Origin of the sequence: Aliterella atlantica CENA595, from assembly GCF_000952155.1 — a bacterium.
GTDB classification, from domain to species: Bacteria; Cyanobacteriota; Cyanobacteriia; order Cyanobacteriales; family Chroococcidiopsidaceae; genus Aliterella; species Aliterella atlantica.
Map to the genome: position 1 here is coordinate 271419 of NZ_JYON01000002.1, position 20406 is coordinate 291824.

Genomic DNA, 20406 nt, shown 5'->3' on the forward strand with positions numbered 1-20406 from the left:
CATTAAAGCTATTGCGTATTTAAGAAAAGTTTGCAAATTTTATACATTGTTCGGAGCGCATAAGTACAGTGTATTAGTTGCGATAGATAAATTCTACCTGGACCATACCTCAAGTTAATTGAAAATAATTATAGTTAGGCTGTTTAAGAGCGCCAGAACAATTAAGGATATAGAGCGATCGCTATTAGGAGTATATAGCGTTACTGTGGGCAATAGGTCAACAGAAGTGTAAATATAGCCTAGACAAGCGATATATTTGAGGTCGAAGTAATGTATGTAGACTAGGTAGGAGGATAAATTAACCGCATGATTGAGAGCAAAAACTTACCTGCGCCATTACGTCAGGTATGGAAACCAATGTGGTTAGTGTCGTTAGGCGTACATGGAATGCTGTTAGCAATTCCTCTCCCTACCGAGCAAAAGTCCAAGCCTGTCGTAGAAGAAAAGCCAGAAGAGTTAGTGCGTCTAACTCAAATTGAAACTTCACCTGGTCCAGTTACAGTTGCGCCCGAAGCCGAGAAAGAGCGACTAGCACCTCGAATTTCTAGGCGATCGCCACGCAAACCTCCTGTAGCAAGCACACAACCCACTCCTTTGCCCGCAAAACCCGCAGCTAGCAAGCCAACTCCAGCAGTTGTCTCTCCTCAACAGCAACCAGTAGCGATCGCGCCATTTTCACCGCCAAGCGCAATAGAAATAGATCCGCAAAAGCAAGAACTACTTCCACCTCCTGAAGAAATAGCCGATCCAACTCCTAGCCTTGACGTAGCTGTAAGTCCTAGTCCAAACAGTAAACCAATTGCTATTGCAGATATTCAAGGCATACCTATCGATCCAACTTGGCAAGCTGTAGAACAACCAAACCAAGCGATCGCTGCTGCAGAAATGTTTGTTCAAGCTGACGGTAAGCCCTACCCTGATATTGTCGGGCAAATTGCTCAAGTCCCGAATAAAAACCCTGATGTTGTCTTTGAAGAGTTCTTTCGCCTTCAGTTAGCAAGCGCTAATTTCCAAGTTGAGCCTTTTGGTACTTATGCGCCTGGTGGCGGACTTTATAAACTAACTCCAAAAGGTAGTAACACTACGCCCCTATACCTAACTTTAGCTCCAGATAAGCAAGGTACAGGCACAATAGTGACTATTTGGAAAAAATACCCTAGTTCAGAGGAGTAAATGCCTCTAGACTTGATAAGCTAATAGATAAATTAGCATTGAATAATTAAATATAAAATCATTTAATGGGAACTCGATATCTAGGGACAAAAGAAGAAATATCAGCTTTAGACGCTTATATAAAATTAGTTAGAGCAGCAGAATCAGTCTCAACTCGTCTGCACCGCCACTTAGACGCTCATAAATTGACTGTTACTCAATTTGGCGTACTGGAAGCTTTGTATCACTTAGGCTCAATGTACCAACGCGAACTAGCGGAAAAACTGCTTAAAAGCGGTGGAAATATTACTTTAGTAATTGACAACTTAGAAAAGCGGCAGTTAGTAAAACGCGATCGTGAAGTAGGCGATCGCAGGTGCATTTCTGTATCGCTCACAGATACAGGCAAGCAGCTAATAACTGAAGTTTTCCCTACTCATGTAGCTGCGGTAGTCAAAGAAATGAGCATTCTTACCCTCACCGAACAAGCAGAACTAGGGCGTTTGTGTCGGCGTTTAGGAAAACAGGAATAGTAGTAACTGTACCTATTTAGTAGTGAAATCCCACCATACAGAAAGACATATTTAACTAATACTTAAATGATTTAATGTTAAACTAAATATAGAAATAGCTATCTAAACAAAATTAGCAAAGGCAAAAACAAATGATTACATTAAGACCAGGCAAAGAGCGGGGTCATGCTAATCATGGCTGGCTAGACAGTTACCATACATTTTCATTTGCCAACTATTACGATCCCAAGCACATAAACTTTCGGGCTTTGCGCGTAATTAACGAAGACTGGATACAGCCCAGCGCAGGGTTTGGCGCACACAGTCATCGCGACATGGAAATTATTACCTATGTCTTGGAAGGAGCGCTAGAACACAAAGATAGCTTAGGAACAGGAGCAGTAATCAAGCCTGGAGAAGCCCAACGCATGAGTGCGGGTACAGGAATTACACATAGCGAGTTCAACCATTCGGCAACCGATCCAGTTCACTTGCTGCAAATTTGGATAATACCCGACACGCAAGGCATAACACCGAGTTACGAGCAAAAAGCCTTTCCCTTAGAAGAAAAGCTAGGCAAGCTGCGGTTAATTGCAGCCAAAGATGGACGTGAAGGCGCAGTAAAAATTCATCAAGATGTGGATTTATACACCTCCGTATTAGCAGCAGGCGATCGCATTGTCCACAAGCTCAACCCCAACCGTTACGCTTGGTTGCAAGTAGCGCAAGGCGAAGCCAAGTTAAACGACTACCACCTGCAAGCAGGAGACGCAGTAGCAGCAAGCCAAGTTAAACTACTAGACATCAGCACAGACAAAGGCGCGGAGATTCTACTATTCGACCTGGCATGAGCAAAATAATTCGTAATTCGTAATTCGTAATTCGTAATTCGTAATTACAAGGGGACAAGGAAGATAGAGTAGGTTAAATCTCCTCACCTTCCCTGCCTCCCCTGCTCCCCCCGCCTTCTCCCCAGACGGCAAACCCTCCCCCCCGCATACGGCTCTCACCACTGCTGAACTAAGCTACAGGTAGATACATTAGAGCAAGAAAGTACATAAAAGTTTATTTATAGATGAGTTAAAACTCATCTGCTTTTATCCAGCCACAAGAGGGCAACCCACGATGTTTGAACACTTCAACAGAGAAGCCGTAAAAGTCATTATGCTAGCCCAAGAAGAAGCACGTCGCTTGGGACACAATCTCGTGGGGAGCGAGCAAGTGCTTCTGGGGTTGATTGGCGAAGGTACTAGCATTGCCGCCAAAGTATTAAATGACTTGGGCATTAACATTAAAAATGCACGAGTAGAGGTAGAAAAAATCATTGGTCGCGGATCTCGCTTCGTCTCCGCTGAGATACCATTTACCCCCAAAATGAAGCGCGTATTTGACAAGTCTTTTGCCGCCGCACGCGAACTAGGTGACAACTACATCGGTCCCGAACACTTATTATTAGGACTAATTGATGACGGCGAAGGTGTAGCTGTAAAAGTCATAGAAAATCTAGGCGTAGACTCAGACGAAGTTGGCACTGCTGTGATCCGGGAATTGGAAAAACAACCAGTCTCCGCTAGCAGAAACTCGCAAAGCTCCCCAAGCAAGGGTTTTACAGGTAAAACAACTACTTTAGACGAGTTTGGCACAAATTTAACCAAACTTGCAGCCGAAGGCAAGCTCGATCCTGTAGTTGGTAGGGAAAAAGAAATCGAACGCGCCGTACAGATATTAGGTCGTAGAACGAAGAATAATCCTGTATTGATTGGCGAACCAGGAGTTGGTAAAACTGCGATCGCTGAAGGATTAGCCCAGCGCATTGTCGATAACAATATCCCTGATATTTTACAAGACAAGCAGGTAATTAGCCTTGATGTAGGTTCGTTAGTCGCAGGTACTCGCCATCGCGGGGACTTTGAAGAACGCATTAAGGCGATTATGGATGAGATTCGCGCCGCCGGAAATATCATCTTAGTCATTGACGAAGTGCATAACTTAGTTGGTGCAGGTTCAATTCAAGGTGGTATGGATGCAGCAAATATCCTTAAACCAGCACTAGCTAGGGGCGAGTTGCAGTGTTTGGGTGCAACTACCTTAAATGAGTACCGCCAGCACATCGAGCAAGATGCAGCATTAGAGCGGCGCTTTCAGCCAATTATGGTCGGCGAACCATCAGTAGAAGAAGCTATCGAAATTTTGTATGGCTTGCGTTCTGTTTACGAACAGCACCACAGAGTCAAGATTTCTGATGCGGCAATATTTGCTGCTGCTAAACTCTCTGACCGTTATATTAGCGATCGCTTTTTACCCGATAAAGCCATCGATCTTATTGACGAAGCAGGTTCTCGCGCTCGTTTAGCCAATTCTCACCAGCCATCGGAAGTTAAAACATTAAATGCCGAACTGCATCAAGTTGTCAAAGATAAGGAAACCGCAGTTCAAGCCCAAGACTACGACAAAGCTGGCAAGTTGCGCGATCGCGAAATCGAAATAAACGAGCAACTCAAAGCGCTCAAGACTGACAACGCTCAAGAAGCAGCAGTAATTGTTGATGAAGAAGCAATAGCTCATATCGTCTCTTCTTGGACAGGCGTACCAGTCAACAAGTTAACTGAATCTGAGTCGCAACTACTATTGCACTTAGAAGATACTTTGCACCAGCGCTTAATCGGTCAAGAAGAAGCTGTAACAGCGGTTTCGCGGGCGATTCGTAGAGCTAGAGTAGGCTTAAAAAATCCCAACAGACCGATTGCTAGTTTCATCTTCTCAGGTCCTACAGGAGTCGGCAAAACCGAACTGACCAAAGCACTTGCGGCTTACTTCTTTGGTTCGGAAGATGCCATGATTCGTCTAGATATGTCTGAATATATGGAGCGTCATACAGTATCTAAGCTGATTGGTTCGCCTCCAGGATATGTCGGCTACGACGAAGGCGGACAGCTAACAGAAGCAGTACGACGCAGACCTTACACAGTGCTATTATTCGACGAAATCGAAAAAGCGCACCCAGATGTATTTAATCTGCTGCTGCAACTATTAGAGGATGGTAGGCTGACAGATTCTCAAGGTCGAACAGTGGACTTCAAAAATACACTGTTAATTATGACCTCTAATATCGGCTCCAAAGTAATCGAGAAAGGCGGTGGAGGAATTGGCTTCGAGTTTTCGGACAATGCAGCCGAGACTCAATACAATCGCATTCGCACTCTAGTTAATGAAGAACTGAAAAATCACTTCCGTCCTGAATTTCTCAACCGTTTAGATGAAATTATTGTCTTCACTCAACTCAAGAAGGCAGAAGTCAAGCAAATTGCCGACATTATGCTGCAAGAAGTTTCTCATCGGTTAGCAGAACAAGGAATTACTTTGGAGGTAAGCGACTTATTCAAAGAGCTTGTAGTCGAGCAAGGCTACAATCCTAGCTACGGCGCTAGACCATTGCGTAGAGCAATTATGAGCTTACTAGAAGACTCATTAGCTGAAGCTATGCTATCAGGTCAACTCAAAGCTGGCGATAATGCGATCGTCGATGTTGAAGATGGTGAAGTTAAAGTAATGAAATCTGAGAAACCAGATTTGGTACTTTCAACCGTCGCATAATAGATTTCAACCCTGGTAGCAATGCCAGGGTTTTTTAGTACCTTGGTATATAACATCTGCAACGCCCGCCGCGTGGGTTTTCATCTGCGTGCATCTGCGTGTATCTGCGTTCGCGCTCAAAGTTGGTACAAAAACTTTAATTTTGTTCAAAACTCCTAAATTGCTCCTCATCAATCCGTCCTGCTGCATACAGCGTTTCAGTAATTTCTGAAATAGTTAAAACTGAGTGAGCGCGATAACCTTTTTCTTTCAACCGATCTTTAACGCCTTGTTCGTGATCCATAAACACTACAATATCGCGTACATTTAAGCCTACAGATTCAATTTTTTCTGCACCTTCGATCGCACTTTTGCCGCTAATCAAAATATCATCAACTACTACAACTGTTTCGCCTGGTTGAAAATTACCTTCAATTACGCGTCTAGTTCCATGCGCTTTGACTTCTTTGCGCGGAAAAATCATCGGATAATTGAGGCGTAGCGCTAAACCAGTAGCCGTAGGTAAAGAACCGTAAGGAATACCAGCAATGCGATCGAATTGCAAAGTATTTAAAATGTCTGCATAAGCAGTCAAAATTGTCGAAAAAACTTGCGGGTTAGAGATAATCTTGCGTAAATCGACATAATAAGGAAAAGTTGCTCCCGATGCTTGCACAAACTCACCAAACATAATGCAACCTAGATCGTATAGTTGCAAAATCAAGTCTAGATAAGGGTGCTGGTTGAGCAGACAAACATCTGGTAGCCAAATAGAACAACTAGAAGCTGACTCAATAACTTTATTTCTAGCTGCATTGATTTCCTCGCGCAAAGATGTAATTTCGCTAGCTGGTTGCGTGCTAGCTAGCATATCTTGAGGAACGGGAATTAGTAAGCCGTCGCCGTTATTATTTAAGCCTGCTGCTAAAATTTTGCCTAAGTCTCCGCCTTCTGCCCATATACTACGAGCAAGAATAACTCTTTCTGGGGCGATCGCTCGTATCCTCTCCATAACATCAGGCGTAGTCGTCCCCACCTCCAACCCAAGCTGTTCTAGAGTACCCCAAGTTCGTGCTTCTTTGACTACTTGCACATAAAGCGGTGACTCGTTACTAGGATACTGCTGCAAAGCAATTGCACCTGGATTAGAAGTACAACACAGTATAAATACAGCTTTATCTGGATAAACTAAAAACGGTGCTACCCCATCTTGCCCAGCATAAGGGTTGAGAGTGACTGCATCTACCCGCCATTGTGTAAATATAGTCTGGGCAAAAATACTGCTGGTATTGAGGTCGCTGTGTTTGGCATCTAAAATAACTGGAATATGAGCAGGAATAGCTTTTAAAGTCTGATCTAGTAACTCTAATCCTGGAGCGCCCAAAGCCTTGTAAAATCCAAATGTCGGTTTATAGGCGCAGACTAAATCGCTGGTTTGAGCAATTAAAAATTGCAGCCAATCAGATAAATCAGTAATAATGCTTACTGTATTTCCTCTACTTGGCATCATTTCCAGATTAGGATCGAGTCCGACAAATAGCAAACTTTGATTGCGGGCGATCGCTGCATTTAACTTATCAAAAAAATTCATAAATTTGGCTCTAGGCAAGTGAATCGACCCTAAGAAAACCTTAATGGCTGATGCCAATTTCTCTTAATTATTTTATTTTTGCAGTAAATATAGCTGTAATCTTCTACACAGTAAAACATTACATATTTGATAAACAACCACAGCAAGAGATAATGCAACTAATACCTCCTCCTCAAGACAGAGAACATTAATTGCTGCGGGTTTTAGAGCGATCGCCACTAAAAAATCGTTTATTAGCACCTTTATACACTAGCTTTTTGCTGCTAGTGCTGCTGGTAATTGGACAAGAATGCTTGAGTATTTTGCTCAAAGTTCAGCATAGGCAGGTATTTGATGCGATCGCGCATTCTTTGCTAGTAGAACGCGAAACCGAACATTTACTTAGCACTGCCCTAGACGAACAAACAACCATACGCGGTTATTTATTTACTAGGGACAGAGAATTTTTAGTAGCTTTTAAAAGGGCGAAAATTGACTTTCAGCAAACTTTCTACCGCTTACGCACGCTCGTTCAAGATAATCCTACTCAACTTCAGCAGCTTGAAGAACTCCAGAGCATTCATGACATCTGGAACAGCGAGTTTATTCAAAAAGTTCTCAATGGTGATGCTAGCAAAACTACTCTACCAGGGAAAACTTTGTTCGATCCCATGCGGAAGATCGTCAGCAATATGTTGCTACATGAAGACATCATTCTCACAAGACACAAGCAGAGATTGAGCCAACTTAACCATATTGATAATGTTATTGATGGCTTAAGCATACTAGCAATCTTATTAGGAATATGTTTTAACCTGTGGCTATTGCGTAAAAAAGTAGAAGTTCCCTTGCGTCATCTAATTGAGGTAGGCGGAGCTTGGCAAGCTGGTAAAATGGAAACCCCACTTAAATACTCATCTACTGACGAAATTGGGCAATTAGCTCGCAATCTTAACTCAATGGCAACTGAAATCCGCAAACGCCAAGTAGCAAGTTTAATGCGTACCAAACAGCTTGAGGATTTAATTTCTGCTCTTTCCCACGATCTGCGTACTCCCCTACTTGCTACTCGTAATACGCTAAAACCAATGCTAAACGGTGCTTTTGGCACTGTTACTGACACTTGGCAAGAAATTCTCGAAGAATACCGTCAAGCGAATGAAGACTTAATCGAGCTTGTAGAAGCCCTTGTAGATGTATCGCGTTATGAAGCTACTGGGAGCGAAAACCTGCATTGGGAAGCTTTGGACTGGGAACAGATTTTTGCCCAAGCGATCGCTCGCATTAATGCTATTTACCAGCAAAATTGTGCGCTCGCTAGCGCCATTGCCCCATCTTTGCCGATTGTGTACGGCGATCGCTTAGAAATTCAAAGAGTAATCCAAAATCTACTCGATAATGCCGTTCGAGTAAGCCCGCCCAACACAGAAATTACGCTTGCGGTTGTTCCTTGGCACGATCGCATCAAAGTTTCCGTATGCGATCGCGGTTCGGGAATTGCACCCAAAGACAAAGAAAGGCTCTTTTACCGCTTTATGCAGGGGCGCGGACGGCGCGGCAGGGCAGGCTTGGGACTGTATTTATGCCGTCAGATTGTCGAGGCTCATGGGGGCGTAATTGATGGGGAAAATAATTTTGGTCGAGGTAGCACTTTTTGGTTTACTCTCCCTGTGGCGCAAAGCTTAAGTTGCAGCACAACTAGAAATGTGCAGGAGTACAAATAAGCCATGTCTGAGATCGGGGGCGATCGCCTCGTGCGGCTATTGTTAGTTGAAGATCACCCTTTGATGCGCCGAGGGATTAAAGGTCAATTTGCCCTAGAACCTGGTTTTGACGTGGTAGGGGAGGCTGCTGATGGTGCTACTGCTGTCAACCTGGCGGTGCAACTCCAACCAGATGTGATTTTGATGGATATCGATTTGCCAGTGATGGATGGGATTACTGCTACTTGGCAAATCAAAAGCGATCGCTCGGTAACTAGAGTTTTGGCTTTGAGTGCGTTTGACAACGATACCCAGGTCATGGGGATGCTAGCTGCTGGTGCTGATGGCTACTGCCTCAAAAGCATTGAATGGGAACAGTTGATTGCTGTAATTCAACTAATTCAAGATGGCGGTGCTTATTTGGCTCCTCAAGTTGCCCGCAAAGTCTCCCGTATGCTCAATCCTGCAGTTACTTCTAGCCAGTTGTCCGCTCATAACTCAGTGCCAGAATTAAGCGATCGCGAACGCGAATTGCTCACATTAATTGCTGCTGGACACTCCAATCAAGAAATTGCCCAAAAACTCTATCTTTCGCTCGGCACTGTCAAGTCCTACGTCCGAATGATTCTCAATAAACTGAGCGTTGACGATCGCGTTCAAGCCGCCGCTAAAGCAATCCGTGAAGGCTTGATCTAATTTTGTAAACTTTGTAACATATTGTAGAGTTCTGTCATGTTAGAAATAACATGGAGATGGCTATTGATTGGTTGTTCTGACCATACAACGCAAGCACTGTCTATCTGGGGATAGTTACTATTAGGCAGCGAACATAAGATAGTTAAGTGAGGAGAAAACAAACTAATTTCCTCTGGCGACGGCACTCCATAGTAAGGAAAAACTTCAATTCCTTGCGCCAAGCAGCAACGACTGACGCGCTGCACCTCAAGCACGCTCTCGCCAATAACTACAATTCGATACCTTGGCATACTGTATTCAAGCGGATAGGATTTATTTGCCAAAGGGCATCAAATACTTATATTCAGTCAACCTATCCAGCATAAAGCTTAAATATTCCCAGAACTACAACCGAGTGGATAGTCAACTGGCTAATTTAAACTATCCGCAAACGCGCCTTCATATATCTTTATCTATCCATTTGATAGTGTTTGTTGCTACGTAACAAACAATAATGTGTTGCTGTAGCAAACAAATGCGTGCAGCAACGGGAAAATTTGTGGACGCAACCCAGAAGATATATCAATTAGTTAAGCAATGGAGTTCTGAGGTAGACCGACGAGCAAACTTAGCGCTATGCGAAATTGCCCTGCTCGCAGGTTGTATTACTTCAGAAGAAGCGATGGCAGGTCACTTAAGCGAACATCAATACATAGAGGCGATCGAGTGGTTGCAGAAAACTCACCCTAATGTTTATTTATGGGCTATGGGACAACGTTGCCTTGGACATCCAGCAACAATATGGGGAATAAAAACGCCCAAACCGGAATACTTACCAGCATTAGCAAAAATCAAAGGCTCAAAATCACCGAACTTAATTTCCAAAATTCATAGTAGTTAGGGGATGAAAACTATGTTATTGAATGCAGTGCCATGTCTTCAAACTCAATATTCTCTAAGAGTAGTCCAAGAAGAAGCAAGTCAGTTAGTGCATAAAGGCATCATTAGCAGGCAGCAGCCAATTAGCGTATTATGCCAGTACATTCCCCCGCGAGATTGGATTTACTTTGCCACCGAGCTAGAAAAGAGCGAATATTTACTACGCGATCGCATCGGCGATTTATTAACCTGTGAGGAATGGCGTAACGATTAGTAGCTAGTAGTTCCATCTGAGTCGGCTTCCATATTGCGATCGGGTGCAATGGCTTCAGGCGTTACATCTGAATTTTGGTCGTCTGTCCGTGACAGATTGACCAACAATGCTTGCAGCCTCATCCGCTCAATATAGGGCCACCCGCCCTCAGTCTCAATATCTTTAAGTAGTGAGTCTAGTCCATGACGGTTATCTGGCAAAGAGGCATGAAATAGCCCTTCACGAATCTCTCTGTGAAGTGCCTCCAAGCGTCGCAGCACAGCCAAAAGAGCTAAACTATCTCCCTGGTAGCTTTGTGCCAAAGCTTCTACATCTGTAGCAATAGCGGCTAGTTTTGATTCAAGATCGGTGTTTTTAGCCATTGAGTTTCCTTATTCGCTCTCCTGTCACTACTTGACCTCAATAAAATCAAAAACTAGCAAGTCAAGCCGCAAAGCGGCAATTCGTAATTACCAATTCGTAATTGCAGTCAGTAGGGGCAAGAAAGCGCCACTAACTGCAGACCACTAAAATCTTTAATTTTAGTGGGGGCTTGCACCCAATTTAATTACGAATGCGCGAATGCGCGAATTATTTGGTTAAACCAATAGATTAATCTAAACGCCGTTCAAGGTAAAGGTAACATCGCCGTGTAAAATTTTGTATTGGGGTCTGAAGCAAACCATGCTGCTAACTACAACGCTTGAGCTAAATTACACAGGTTCAACGGAGAGGTAAAAGTGGTTGCAGAGGATGTAGTTTCATCTGCTAGCTAGGCGCACGTCCTTACATTCAAAGACGGGTAACATCAGCAAGCACTGCTATATCCATTGGTAACGAGGCATCCAATATTTGCCCGAATTTTTCAATTGTATTATTAGGGCTGTTTTTAGGTTAGATATTGAGTTTAAACATTGAGGTTGACCATGAGGTATCGCGCTTTAATTACTGCATTCCTGGCTATTTGCTTAGGAATATTAACTGCTTGTAGTGATGCTAGTGTGGCATCTGAGACTAGAGACGTACTTACCTACGATCAAATTCGCGGCACAGGGCTTGCTAACAAATGCCCGCAAATGGCAGAAACAACTCGCGGTTCAATTGCCCTTGACAGCAGTCAAAATTATAGGATCGCTGAACTGTGCTTAGAACCTACTACTTTCTTCGTTAAAGAAGAACCTGTCAATAAACGCCAAACTGCGGAATTTATTGCCGGAAAATTGTTGACACGCTACACTTCTACCATCGACCAAGTACAAGGACCGCTCAAACTTAACGAAGATCGCAGTTTAACTTTTGTTGAGGAAGATGGTTTAGATTTCCAAGCTATTACAGTGCAATTACCTGGTGGCGAACGAGTACCTTTCTTATTTACAATCAAAGGCTTAGTTGCCCAATCTCAACCAGGTTTAACAAGCATTAATACTTCGACAGATTTTGAAGGCACGTTCAAAGTTCCTTCTTACCGAGGTTCTGCTTTCCTCGATCCTAAAGGTCGCGGCGTAACAGCGGGCTACGATAATGCGGTAGCTCTTCCTGGTCAAGCTGATGATAAGGAACTTGCCCGCGCCAATATTAAACAAGCTGATGTCGGTCAAGGCACTATTTCACTGCAAATTGCCAAAGTAGATAGCAACACTGGTGAAATTGCTGGAACTTTCCTGAGCGAACAGCCTTCCGATACAGATTTGGGAGCAAGCGAGGCTAAAGAAGTCAAGATTCGCGGTCTATTTTACGCTCGCGTCGAACCAACGCAAGCATAAAGCTGTCTTAGTTAGTTATGTGAGACATCCATTCAATCCAATAAATGCTAGACAAAGAGGGCGAAATGCCCTTTTTTTATTTGTATTAAAATATTTTATGTACGTAGGTTCTACTGTGACGATCCTAGTAGTTTTGCGCTAGTACAAAGGTCAGCTTTAATAAAGTTCAGTGGAATTTCGGTAGTAAAGACTATAGAGAATTTCATACCCTTAAGCATGAAACAGTTGCACCCGCGAAGGAAATACTTCAATTAACTGAAACTAGCTAACACGAAAAACAACTGTTTATCAATACTTTTAGAAAAATTTAATTTTTACTAGCTGCCGTATAAATTATGCGGTATGCCTTTGTGCCGATCTCCGTAGTAACGCTGCAATATTTACGTAACAAGAAACAATATGGTGCTAAGTTATACCGAAACTAAAGTTGAAGTCAAACAAGAGAGCGCAACACTGCTTAGAGAGTATCAGCGATCGCCCTCGGCACGCATCCGTAATGAAATTGTCGAACTCAACTACGGGTTAGTTAGGAAAGAGGCTCATTATTGGACGAATCAATGCACCGAAAGCTACGACGATTTATTACAAGTAGGCTGTATTGGCTTAATTCGAGCGATTGAAAGGTTTGAACTGTCTAAAGGAATTGCTTTTAGTTCCTTTGCTATTCCTTATATTCGCGGCGAAATTCAACACTATCTGCGCGACAAAGGGGTAATGGTACGGATACCTCGGCGGTGGTTAGCTTTGCAGCAGCAAGCAGTAGGAGTTTCCCGCAATTTACGAGAAAAGTACAACCGCCAACCTACCGATGCTGAAGTCGCTGCGGCTTTAGATATTAGCGCTGTTGAATGGCAAGAAATAAAATTAGCCTGGACAAATCGCTCTCCCTTAAGTTTGGATACTCCCAATCAAGAAGGCGATGATGATTCTGGTTCGTTAGCGGATACAGTACCCGATCGGCAGTATTCTAGTTTCCAACTAGCGCAAGAAGATCGCATCCGCTTGCAAGATGCTTTAGTACAGTTAGAACAGCGGACTCATGAAGTATTGAAGTTTGTCTTCTTTTACGATTTGACCCAAAAAGAAGTAGCAGAACATTTGGGTATTAGTGTTGTTACCGTTTCTCGTCGCCTCAAACAAGGATTAGCTTCGCTCAAACAGTTGATGCTAGTTCCTGAAGAGTAATGTTTCTCGCAGCGATCTGGGTAGTTATTAATAGTAAGTAGTGCGATCGCTTAGATAATTTTAGCTAACAATTAACTTGAATTTTGAGGATCTTAACAAAGATTAAGTAACTAAAATATTCAGTGACGTTAGATTAGTTCAAATGAAAGTTTATAACTTCAGTAGTTGCAAGATTGTCAACAAGTTTATAGTTTAAAGGTACGGCAATAACTAAAATTTAGGCAGTTGTAATTAAGTTACTAAGTTAGTCGTAAAATAGCAGACAGTTTACAATCGTTGTGATAGCTGTAACAGTTATAATACTAATCTTATGAAGTAGAAATAAAGCTAGTTCTTGGTTGAAATAAAGTATGCGTAAGTAACGGTTATCTAAATTTGTCAAATTATTTTGAAACTCTTAGTAAATATATGCTCAAAACCTCAACAACTACACTAATCGGCATTATAGCTTTATCGATAACTGGGTGTGGGTCATCAGACAATCCCCAAAGCGCTAGCCCAGTATCATCTCCACCGCCAGTAGCAGTAAGTCCATCTCCCGTAAAGCCGCAACCGCCTATAATTGCTCAAAATCCTAGCGGTACTGCGTACTTAGCTCCAAGCTTAATTCAACCGACTAATGCCAATCAGCGAGTAAAGCAAGTAGCAAAAGGACGAAGAGATCCTTTTGCAGCGCTGTTTGCACCAGTAACAACACCTATACCAGTTAGTGTCGCTCCTCCAAATTCCCAGACAGGCGCAGCACCCACAAACTCATCGTCAAACAATAATAGCCAGCAAGCTTCCTCTAATACTTCTACCAATAGAAGTTCAGGTTCTAGCCGCAGACAACCCAATTCAACAGTTGCAGCCCGTAATTCAGGTTCTGCTAATAATCCGCGAAGCTCAAATCCTAATAGAGTTAGTGTAGGCACTCAATCTAGACCAAATCAAACTACCCCTTCAGATACAACCAGCCCACTTAATCCTCCACCGCCTTCAAGTTTGCCAGGCAATAATCTACCGCCAGCCCCACCCGTACAATTAGCGCCAGAGTTAGCCCAAAATGTCACAGTAATGGGTGTAATTCAAATCGGCGAGTCAACTCAAGCGATTGTTCAAGTTCCTAATGAGCCAACCAGCCGCTACGTTCAAGTAGGACAAAGACTATCTAATGGGCAAGTGCTGGTAAAAAGAATAGAAATGAATGAAGGTGCTGAACCTTTGGTTGTTTTAGAGCAGTTCGGTGTCGAAGTTGCTAAAGCAGTAGGCGAACAACCTGCAAACCAAAACAACGGGCAAACCTCGCCAACAGCGGCTCTACCCTCGTCAGTACCAGAAAATCCTGTTACGCAAGCAGTAAATCCTTCGCTTATACCGCAAAATATTATTACTACGCAAGCAGTAAATCCTTCGCTTGTACCGCAAAATATTACTACAGATGCCCTTTCTGTACCGCCACCACCTAACACGCCTGCCGTAGAAGCTAATTAATGATAAAGCATCAAACCAATCAAGCCCAAGACGAAATTCGCTTTCCTAATTTATCTTTAGCAGTCTATAGGGAAATTGTGGCTCATTTATCTCAAGTAGAGGGAGTAAAAATAAATTTGCTGCCTGCTTCTTCTACTGAGTTTAATTACAGCTACAGCCAAGTTGAAAGTTTGCAAATTCAATATTTGTCCGCAGCTAACTTACAAAGTAGTAGAGACAAAATAGAAACGATTTTGCAATACTATCAAAACCTTTATGGTACTGACGATTAGAGCTAGTAAAATAGACGCAAATATCTAGGTTTAATAATCATCGATCGCTCCGCTCGATTTCAACTTCTGCAGGCGATTTTGCTGTTAAAGGTTTAATTACCCGCGCGATCGCTTGTTGGACAAATTCTTGCATAAATTCGTCGCGGCGATTTAACTGAAATTGCCTTTGCACTACTTCTGTAATCCCCCCATCGCCCCAATCTTGATTGTGGCGAAAATACTCAATAAAACTTCTGCCAGCAATGCGCGTCAAATAAGCGGCTGTAACTCCTTGAATTGCCTTGCCCACGACAATAGTCGCCACATTAAATTGCAAGGCTGTTGATAACAGTTGAATTGCACCTTTAACAATGCCCAAACTTGCCAAAGTTTTGGCTAGAGATAGGGCTAATTCTCTGCCTCGCTCCAAATTTAGCTCGCAGCCGTAAATTTTGCCAATTTCTACAACCATTTGAGCATTTACCGCCGCCGTTGCTAGCAAATCGACAACAGGTAAAGGAGTCACAGAAACTACACCAGCACCAATCCACTGAAAGCGCTCTACCACCTTTTCCGCTTGACGGCGGCGTTGGGAATCGATAATTTTTCGGGCTTCATCTCCTAGCCTTTGCGATTGTAAGAGAATATTATCTGCAACTAAGTCTTCTCCCTCAGCCCGCAGTACCGCCGCCATACGTCGCAGTAAAGGCATAATTTCCGGTTCTGGCTGAAAAATTTCGCCGTTTTCTAAAGTAGCGCTTTGGGGATTGGCAGAAATTGCCACTACATCATTTGTACCAATAAAGGCACGCACTCGTTCGCGCAAACGCGCCAAGATAGTTTCTTTGTCTGTTTCAGTGTATAGATCTGTCTTATTGAGGACAATTAGCGATCGCTTACCAATTTCTGCTAGCGTCCTTAATGGTTGGTATTCCGAGCGGCGCAGGTCATTATCAACTACAAATAAAAGCAAATCTGCTTCCGTTGCTAGCTGACGCGCTAATTGTTCGCGTTCGGTTCCAGCTACACCCGCCTCTAAAATTCCTGGCGTGTCGGTAATTAAAATCTCCCGATTCATGCCTTTGAGCTTGAGGCTATAAGTTTCTCCTACTTCTGTCGTCCCCATCGGTGCATCAACTTTGCCAATCATCCGCCCAATAATGGCATTAACTAGCGATGTTTTGCCCGCAGAACCAGTACCAAAAACTACAACTTGCAATTCTCCGCGCGATAATGTCGCTTCAATTTCCCGCGAACGACTCAGCAAGGCTTGTCTTGCTACTTCATCTTGAATTTGTCCTACTTGCTGCCTAATCGCTTTGAGAGTCTCTCCTGCGGCTTCAGTTTTAGCTGCCGGAATTTGCGGCGCTGGGCGCTGTTTCCGGCGCGATTTTTGTTCGCCAGCACGAAATAGCAGAGCATAATAAACAAATGCTGTAACTAAAGCTGCCATCAGGACAACTAGCAGCAACAGCAGCAAATTAGCTAAAAAAGGCTGAGTAAAAGCAATATAACTGTAGAGCCAGTACAAAGAATTAACTAGCCACAGCATTAACCCCAAAATCAGGGTTATACCAATAATCAGCGTCAGTAGGCGCGATAGGGGCATTGACAGCAATCAATAATAAGTACGGCGGATAATGCTAATTCTAATCTTTCTCAACGCAGAACATACTTTTCTGCGCTTGGCTAAAGGTTGGCGATCGCTGTAATCTAAAAAAGATTCTGTAACACCGTAAACAAGATGGGACTTTTCGACCAAATTATTAATGCCATAGATAGCCAAGACCAGCAAGGTAGTACAAGTCAGCTAGATAGCAACCTCAATACTATGCAGCAACTTAGTAATAGCTATGGCGCAGATCCTTCCACCATGCAATCGGCGCTGTCAATGGGTTTCAATCCCCGCCCTTGAACGTAGTGGAGGGCGGATTTTCATTTGTCTCCCTCTAACGTGAATAAGTTAAGTGTAATTTATTCAGTACGTTATAATACCGCTATGAGTATAACAGTAAACTACGAGTACAAGCTGAAACCTTCACAGCAGCAAATGCAGACATTTGAGGCATGGTTACTTACCTGCAAGAAAGTCTACAACTATGCACTGGGCGAACGCAAGGATTGGGTTAACTCTCGTAGGTGTGCTGTTAATGCTTGTAGTCTAACTTCTGAATACATACTACCTCCAGACTTAGCTCGTCCAACTTACTACAGTCAGTGCAAGTCGCTCACATCAGCAAAGAAGAACTTTGTCGAACTTACTGAACCACATATTCATGTATTACAGCAAACTCTCAGGCAGTTAGAGGCAGCGTTTGTAAGTATGTGGGAGCGCGGTCACGGCTTTCCCAGATTCAAAAAGAAAATGCGTTCTTTTGTCTATCCAGACGTAAAGCAAAACGCAGTTGAAGTGGGTCGAGTCAAGTTGCCAAAGATAGGCTGGGTAAGAATGAGGATGTCTAGACCACTACCTGAAGGCTTTATTTTGAAGCAGATGAGGGTAGCGAGACGGGTAACTGGTTACTTTGTCATGCTAACTTATCAATTAGGCGTACAAGTGCCAGACGTTCCCGCTCATGGTCATTTTCTAGGGGTAGATATCGGCTTAGACAAATACTTAGCTACCAGTGATGGGGAATTAGTTTCTAGACCTCGTTTTTTTAATGCACTTCAAGGCAAGTTGAAATTACTGCAACGAAGATTAAAGCATAAGAAAAAAGGTTCTAGTAATTGGCTAAAACTGACTGGCAAAATAGCTAGAATCCATCAAAAAATCAACGATACCCGCAAGGATTGGCATTTCAAGTTAGCCCATCAGTTATGCGACAGTGTCGGAGCAATATTTGTTGAAGATATTAACTTTATTGCTTGGGCTAAGGGACTGTTTGGGAAGCATACACTTGATGCAGCATACGGACAGTTTTTTAATATTTTGTCTTACGTCTGCTGGAAACGAGATGTGTTTTTTCTCAAAGTAGATAAGAACTACACAAGTCAAATCTGCCCTAATTGTCAAACGCATACAGGCAAAAAAGACTTGAGGCAAAGAACGCATTACTGCTCTAACTGCGGCTATACAACCAATAGGGATGTTGCCGCAGCCCAAGTAATTTTGCAACGTGGGATTCTGGCGGTCGGGCAGCCCGTCAGTCAAATTGCTTCTGGAGACGTACTGCTGGGGGTTAGTAGCAATACTAATCTAGGTAAGTGTCCGTGAAAGAAGAATCCACGCCGTAGAACGGCGTGGGAGTGTCAAGCGATGCAGTTAGCTAGCCGTCATCTTGGCAGATAGGTTATCAATAAATCTAGGGTCTATTGACTCTAATTCCATAATTTTTTAGTTAATGAAAGTCGTATTTTTCGGTACTCCTCAGTTTGCAGTACCTACCTTAGAGCGCTTGCTAGAACATTCAGAGTTTGAAGTTTTAGCTGTTGTTAGTCAACCTGATAAACGTCGAGGTAGGGGCAATCAAACTACGCCTTCACCTGTGAAAACTGTAGCCTTGGCGCACGATCTACCTATTTTTTCACCGCAACGGGTCAAAAAAGATGCTGACACGCTGACAGCACTAAAACAGCTTGGTGCTGATGCATTTGTAGTTGTTGCTTACGGACAAATTCTGTCTCAAGAAATTCTCGATATTCCCGCTTTGGGCTGTATTAACGTTCACGGCTCTATTTTGCCTAAGTACCGAGGTGCAGCGCCAATTCAATGGTGTATTTGCTTGGGCGAGACGCAAACGGGGATTACAACTATGCTAATGGATGCAGGTATGGATACAGGTGCAATGCTGCTAAAAGCTTATACGCCCATTGCTCTATTAGATAATGCCCAAGATTTAGCAGACAATTTAGCCCCTTTGGGAGCAGATTTACTGATTGAGACGCTGACAAAGTGGGAGGAAATTAGCCCAATACCGCAAGATGATACTCAAGCAACCTCCGCACCGTTAATTCAAAAGTCAGATTATGTCCTAGATTGGCAGCAAAGCGCGATCGCACTGCATAACAAAGTAAGAGGTTTTTTCCCCAACTGTACGACAACTTTTCGCGGTCAACCTTTGAAAATTATCTCGACAATTCCCTTAGCTGAAGACTATTTAAATCAATTGCCCCAAAATATTCAAGCTCTTTACCAGCAATTGGATTTAACTTTATCAACGCCAGGTACAGTTATCAGTATTGTTAAGGGCATAGGACCTGTAATTGGGACTGGTGCGGGAATGTTGCTCTTACAACAAGTGCAAATGGCAGGAGCGCGATCGCAATCAGGTTGGGACTTTGCTAATGGTAATCGGTTAACTGTAGGTGAAGTATTAGCAGTCAATAGCATTCAAGCTGAAAGTTAATTATCCTTCACACTTTTCGTAATAATGGCAGGATTCGCATGGTCCTGGAGGGTTGACAGCACAGCGGATAATTTCGGAACGGGCGTTGAAACGACAGCTAGCATCGCCAATTACCCAACGCCCTTCGATCAAGCTCTTTTCACTTGGTCTTTGTGCTGCTTGGACGTAGATTGCTACTTTATGCAATCGATAGCGCCCTGACTTTAAATGGTAGCGGTGACGGCGCTCTAAGACAGCGTACGTTTTGCCTTCAATATCTAAATAATTGCCTGGTTGGGGTGTCCAATCAAGTTGGATAGTTCCCAAACACTGACGCGGATGCGTCAAAACAATCTCCGTTGGTAGCGAATTTTGCTCCATAAATTAGCCTAAATAAAGATCCTTAATATCTCTTGATAATATCGCGATCGCTTGTTATGAGTTCTTCAGTTTATCTTAAAGATAAGTCTCTAGTCTAAGAGATAGGAACGCCGCACTATAGCATATGCCCAAGTATTTGTATTGTTCTAGCTATATTGTGGCTCGGAGATAGTAGCAAATCGCTACATTAGAGTAGGTGAAAGTTACTAAATTTACTGAATATAAATTTATGCGAGTAAATTGTTCCTACTGCGATTGTAACTGCAACAAAACAACTGATATTGGAGTTACAAATGATACATTACAACAGTTGATAATAGACTTTGAGGATGAAATCGAAATATTACGCGAACAGTTATACAGCATCACACAACAATTGCATGAAGAAATTCAAATTGCCCAAAGTTACCGCGAAGAAATAGATTTAGTCCATCAAGATTTAGTTGCAGCAAACCAAGAATTAACAAATTATCATGCATCTTTGCCTCGGATCAACATTAATGAAGCAAAGCTAATTGCCCAAACAATCGCAAAAAGTAAAAAAACTAAAAGTGCAGCTTTAGCTGCACTTTTACGACATATATATCAGCATCATGTTAAGGAAATAGATTTATAAGCGTAATATGTTCGTAGCCACTGCACGAATATATAAAATAACCGCTAAATAGTTTAAGGTTTACTCTTATACTATCTGGCGGCAATAATTAT

At 42.9% G+C, this 20406-nt stretch carries 21 protein-coding genes; 16 read left to right on the top strand and 5 right to left on the bottom strand.

The genetic code is table 11. The annotated features are described in order from the left end of the window. The first annotated feature begins 306 nt into the window (after positions 1 to 306). The 4 genes from UH38_RS03745 (at position 307) to UH38_RS03760 (ending at position 5258) form a co-directional block, all read left to right on the top strand. Entirely contained in the window at positions 307 to 1173 is an 867-nt protein-coding gene (locus UH38_RS03745) for a hypothetical protein (RefSeq protein ID WP_045053272.1), read from the top strand. A 65-nt stretch (positions 1174 to 1238) separates the two neighbouring features. After that, positions 1239 to 1685, top strand: a complete 447-nt coding sequence (locus UH38_RS03750) for a MarR family winged helix-turn-helix transcriptional regulator (protein ID WP_045053273.1) — start codon at positions 1239 to 1241, stop codon at positions 1683 to 1685. Between the two features lie 131 nt (positions 1686 to 1816). Then, the gene (locus UH38_RS03755) at positions 1817 to 2515 is read left to right on the top strand and encodes a pirin family protein (protein WP_045053274.1); all 699 of its coding nucleotides are present in this window, start codon (positions 1817 to 1819) and stop codon (positions 2513 to 2515) included. A gap of 274 nt (positions 2516 to 2789) precedes the next feature. After that, positions 2790 to 5258, top strand: a complete 2469-nt coding sequence (locus UH38_RS03760; protein ID WP_045053275.1) for an ATP-dependent Clp protease ATP-binding subunit — start codon at positions 2790 to 2792, stop codon at positions 5256 to 5258. Between the two features lie 136 nt (positions 5259 to 5394). Here UH38_RS03760 and UH38_RS03765 read toward each other — a convergent pair whose 3' ends face one another. Continuing rightward, positions 5395 to 6828 (bottom strand): bifunctional orotidine-5'-phosphate decarboxylase/orotate phosphoribosyltransferase, encoded by a 1434-nt coding sequence (locus UH38_RS03765; protein WP_045053276.1) that lies wholly within the window; start codon positions 6826 to 6828, stop codon positions 5395 to 5397. 191 nt (positions 6829 to 7019) lie between these two features. Between UH38_RS03765 and UH38_RS03770 the strand changes: the two genes are divergently transcribed. Further along, positions 7020 to 8531, top strand: coding sequence for a sensor histidine kinase (locus UH38_RS03770; RefSeq protein ID WP_045053277.1), 1512 nt, complete (start codon positions 7020 to 7022; stop codon positions 8529 to 8531). Between the two features lie 3 nt (positions 8532 to 8534). After that, positions 8535 to 9206: a response regulator gene (locus UH38_RS03775; RefSeq protein WP_045053278.1), complete on the top strand. Its 672-nt coding sequence runs from the start codon at positions 8535 to 8537 to the stop codon at positions 9204 to 9206. Here the strand turns inward: UH38_RS03775 and UH38_RS03780 are convergent. Next, a complete protein-coding gene (locus UH38_RS03780) occupies positions 9203 to 9496 on the bottom strand; it encodes a hypothetical protein (protein ID WP_045053279.1) in 294 nt (97 codons plus the stop codon). The genes UH38_RS03775 and UH38_RS03780 overlap by 4 nt on opposite strands. Before the next feature lie 224 nt (positions 9497 to 9720). Here UH38_RS03780 and UH38_RS03785 point away from each other — a divergent pair, with 224 nt between their 5' ends. Both UH38_RS03785 and UH38_RS03790 read left to right on the top strand, forming a co-directional pair. Next, positions 9721 to 10086, top strand: a complete 366-nt coding sequence (locus tag UH38_RS03785) for a hypothetical protein (RefSeq protein WP_045053280.1) — start codon at positions 9721 to 9723, stop codon at positions 10084 to 10086. 12 nt (positions 10087 to 10098) lie between these two features. Next, entirely contained in the window at positions 10099 to 10338 is a 240-nt protein-coding gene (locus tag UH38_RS03790; RefSeq protein WP_045053281.1) for a DUF4327 family protein, read from the top strand. Here the strand turns inward: UH38_RS03790 and UH38_RS03795 are convergent. Then, a complete protein-coding gene (locus UH38_RS03795) occupies positions 10335 to 10700 on the bottom strand; it encodes a hypothetical protein (protein ID WP_045053282.1) in 366 nt (121 codons plus the stop codon). The genes UH38_RS03790 and UH38_RS03795 overlap by 4 nt on opposite strands. Positions 10701 to 11243: 543 nt before the next feature. Here UH38_RS03795 and psbO point away from each other — a divergent pair. The 4 genes from psbO to UH38_RS03815 all read left to right on the top strand — a co-directional run bounded on the left by psbO (position 11244) and on the right by UH38_RS03815 (position 15010). After that, complete coding sequence (psbO, locus tag UH38_RS03800) at positions 11244 to 12080, top strand: photosystem II manganese-stabilizing polypeptide (RefSeq protein ID WP_045053283.1); 837 nt, start codon at positions 11244 to 11246, stop codon at positions 12078 to 12080. A 399-nt stretch (positions 12081 to 12479) separates the two neighbouring features. Next, positions 12480 to 13265, top strand: a complete 786-nt coding sequence (locus tag UH38_RS03805) for an RNA polymerase sigma factor SigF (RefSeq protein ID WP_045053284.1) — start codon at positions 12480 to 12482, stop codon at positions 13263 to 13265. A gap of 408 nt (positions 13266 to 13673) precedes the next feature. After that, on the top strand, positions 13674 to 14738 hold the full coding sequence (locus tag UH38_RS03810; protein WP_052672241.1) for a hypothetical protein: 1065 nt from the start codon (positions 13674 to 13676) through the stop codon (positions 14736 to 14738). Then, on the top strand, positions 14738 to 15010 hold the full coding sequence (locus UH38_RS03815; RefSeq protein ID WP_045053285.1) for a hypothetical protein: 273 nt from the start codon (positions 14738 to 14740) through the stop codon (positions 15008 to 15010). The genes UH38_RS03810 and UH38_RS03815 overlap by 1 nt, the downstream gene beginning before the upstream one ends. A 37-nt stretch (positions 15011 to 15047) precedes the next feature. On the opposite strand, the gene UH38_RS03820 is transcribed toward UH38_RS03815, so the two are convergent. Next, entirely contained in the window at positions 15048 to 16598 is a 1551-nt protein-coding gene (locus tag UH38_RS03820; protein ID WP_045053286.1) for a YcjF family protein, read from the bottom strand. A gap of 135 nt (positions 16599 to 16733) precedes the next feature. Here UH38_RS03820 and UH38_RS26645 point away from each other — a divergent pair, with 135 nt between their 5' ends. From UH38_RS26645 to fmt, 3 genes are all read left to right on the top strand, one after another. Beyond that, positions 16734 to 16904, top strand: a complete 171-nt coding sequence (locus tag UH38_RS26645; RefSeq protein WP_160295928.1) for a hypothetical protein — start codon at positions 16734 to 16736, stop codon at positions 16902 to 16904. A gap of 84 nt (positions 16905 to 16988) precedes the next feature. After that, positions 16989 to 18206 (top strand): RNA-guided endonuclease InsQ/TnpB family protein, encoded by a 1218-nt coding sequence (locus UH38_RS03825; RefSeq protein WP_045053287.1) that lies wholly within the window; start codon positions 16989 to 16991, stop codon positions 18204 to 18206. A gap of 127 nt (positions 18207 to 18333) precedes the next feature. Then, on the top strand, positions 18334 to 19338 hold the full coding sequence (gene fmt / locus UH38_RS03830; protein WP_045053288.1) for a methionyl-tRNA formyltransferase: 1005 nt from the start codon (positions 18334 to 18336) through the stop codon (positions 19336 to 19338). On the opposite strand, the gene UH38_RS03835 is transcribed toward fmt, so the two are convergent. Then, positions 19339 to 19698 carry a DUF6464 family protein gene (locus tag UH38_RS03835; RefSeq protein WP_045053289.1) on the bottom strand — a complete coding sequence of 120 codons (360 nt, stop codon included), beginning with the start codon at positions 19696 to 19698 and terminating at the stop codon, positions 19339 to 19341. A gap of 196 nt (positions 19699 to 19894) precedes the next feature. Here UH38_RS03835 and UH38_RS03840 point away from each other — a divergent pair, with 196 nt between their 5' ends. Beyond that, entirely contained in the window at positions 19895 to 20314 is a 420-nt protein-coding gene (locus UH38_RS03840; RefSeq protein ID WP_045053290.1) for a hypothetical protein, read from the top strand. Positions 20315 to 20406 lie beyond the last annotated feature (92 nt).

What these genes read in the sequence shown, in the direction of transcription:
- UH38_RS03745 (WP_045053272.1), top strand. Translation starts at nt 307, where the DNA reads ATGATTGAGAGCAAAAACTTACCTGCGCCATTACGTCAGGTATGGAAA.
- UH38_RS03750 (WP_045053273.1), top strand. Translation starts at nt 1,239, where the DNA reads ATGGGAACTCGATATCTAGGGACAAAAGAAGAAATATCAGCTTTAGAC.
- UH38_RS03755 (WP_045053274.1), top strand. Translation starts at nt 1,817, where the DNA reads ATGATTACATTAAGACCAGGCAAAGAGCGGGGTCATGCTAATCATGGC.
- UH38_RS03760 (WP_045053275.1), top strand. Translation starts at nt 2,790, where the DNA reads ATGTTTGAACACTTCAACAGAGAAGCCGTAAAAGTCATTATGCTAGCC.
- UH38_RS03765 (WP_045053276.1), bottom strand. Translation starts at nt 6,828, where the DNA reads ATGAATTTTTTTGATAAGTTAAATGCAGCGATCGCCCGCAATCAAAGT.
- UH38_RS03775 (WP_045053278.1), top strand. Translation starts at nt 8,535, where the DNA reads ATGTCTGAGATCGGGGGCGATCGCCTCGTGCGGCTATTGTTAGTTGAA.
- UH38_RS03780 (WP_045053279.1), bottom strand. Translation starts at nt 9,496, where the DNA reads ATGCCAAGGTATCGAATTGTAGTTATTGGCGAGAGCGTGCTTGAGGTG.
- UH38_RS03785 (WP_045053280.1), top strand. Translation starts at nt 9,721, where the DNA reads ATGCGTGCAGCAACGGGAAAATTTGTGGACGCAACCCAGAAGATATAT.
- UH38_RS03790 (WP_045053281.1), top strand. Translation starts at nt 10,099, where the DNA reads ATGTTATTGAATGCAGTGCCATGTCTTCAAACTCAATATTCTCTAAGA.
- UH38_RS03795 (WP_045053282.1), bottom strand. Translation starts at nt 10,700, where the DNA reads ATGGCTAAAAACACCGATCTTGAATCAAAACTAGCCGCTATTGCTACA.
- psbO (WP_045053283.1), top strand. Translation starts at nt 11,244, where the DNA reads ATGAGGTATCGCGCTTTAATTACTGCATTCCTGGCTATTTGCTTAGGA.
- UH38_RS03805 (WP_045053284.1), top strand. Translation starts at nt 12,480, where the DNA reads ATGGTGCTAAGTTATACCGAAACTAAAGTTGAAGTCAAACAAGAGAGC.
- UH38_RS03810 (WP_052672241.1), top strand. Translation starts at nt 13,674, where the DNA reads ATGCTCAAAACCTCAACAACTACACTAATCGGCATTATAGCTTTATCG.
- UH38_RS03815 (WP_045053285.1), top strand. Translation starts at nt 14,738, where the DNA reads ATGATAAAGCATCAAACCAATCAAGCCCAAGACGAAATTCGCTTTCCT.
- UH38_RS03820 (WP_045053286.1), bottom strand. Translation starts at nt 16,598, where the DNA reads ATGCCCCTATCGCGCCTACTGACGCTGATTATTGGTATAACCCTGATT.
- UH38_RS26645 (WP_160295928.1), top strand. Translation starts at nt 16,734, where the DNA reads ATGGGACTTTTCGACCAAATTATTAATGCCATAGATAGCCAAGACCAG.
- UH38_RS03825 (WP_045053287.1), top strand. Translation starts at nt 16,989, where the DNA reads ATGAGTATAACAGTAAACTACGAGTACAAGCTGAAACCTTCACAGCAG.
- fmt (WP_045053288.1), top strand. Translation starts at nt 18,334, where the DNA reads ATGAAAGTCGTATTTTTCGGTACTCCTCAGTTTGCAGTACCTACCTTA.
- UH38_RS03835 (WP_045053289.1), bottom strand. Translation starts at nt 19,698, where the DNA reads ATGGAGCAAAATTCGCTACCAACGGAGATTGTTTTGACGCATCCGCGT.